Annotated in this window: 1 protein-coding gene; it reads right to left on the bottom strand. The window is 71.7% G+C overall.

Annotation, left to right across the window (positions count from 1 at the left end; genetic code table 11):
* On the bottom strand, nt 1-665 hold a 665-nt coding region (locus EF918_RS36440; protein WP_125653037.1), incomplete at both ends, for a glycosyltransferase family 2 protein.

Below are 665 nucleotides of genomic sequence, written 5' to 3'. Positions count from 1 at the left end.
GATGTAGGGCTCGGCGGCAAGTGCGGCCCGGCCGCGCTCGGCACCGAGGGCGTGCTCGTCGTCGGGCACGGCCTTGTCGTTCTCGGGATCGAGGACGTCACGCATGAGGTCGGGGACGAGCGAGCGGCCCAGCACGATGTGCAGGTGGTAGGTCAGCCAGTCGTCGAACGAGTAGTCCCCGGAGAAGGCGCCGGCGGCGAGCTCGGCCCGGGTCGGCGTGCGCGCGAGGTAGGCGTCCTGCAGGGTGCCGCTCAGGTAGCGCTGGTAGTCGCGCATCCCGTGGTGGCGCGGGCTCGGCTTCAGGTCGGGGTTGGCCTCGTAGCCCTTGCCGGCGTTGATCACCTTGCGCTCGAGCTGGGCCCAGGAGCGCCACGGGAGGTGGAGCACCTCGAGGGCGACCTCGTCGGGCGGCTGGCCGTTGCTCATCAGCGAGACGAAGTGGTTGCCCTGGACGACCTTGATGTCCGACTCGCCGCGGTGGATCGCGTTGGGCGTCGGATGCGCGTGGAGCCCGACCGCCTCGAGGCGCTCGTCGGAGCGCCGGTCGCGCCACTGGAGCCGGTTGATGCCGCCGCCGGTCCAGGCGGGCGGGCCGACGAGGTTCTCGACCTCGACGGTGAACGCGTTCAGCGACAGGGGAGTGGCCTCGAGCGCCTGGCGTACGG

The sequence above is a fragment of the Streptomyces sp. WAC06614 genome, from assembly GCF_003949795.1.
Lineage (GTDB): Bacteria > Actinomycetota > Actinomycetes > Streptomycetales > Streptomycetaceae > Streptomyces.
This window is presented reverse-complemented; position numbering and strand designations above follow the sequence as displayed.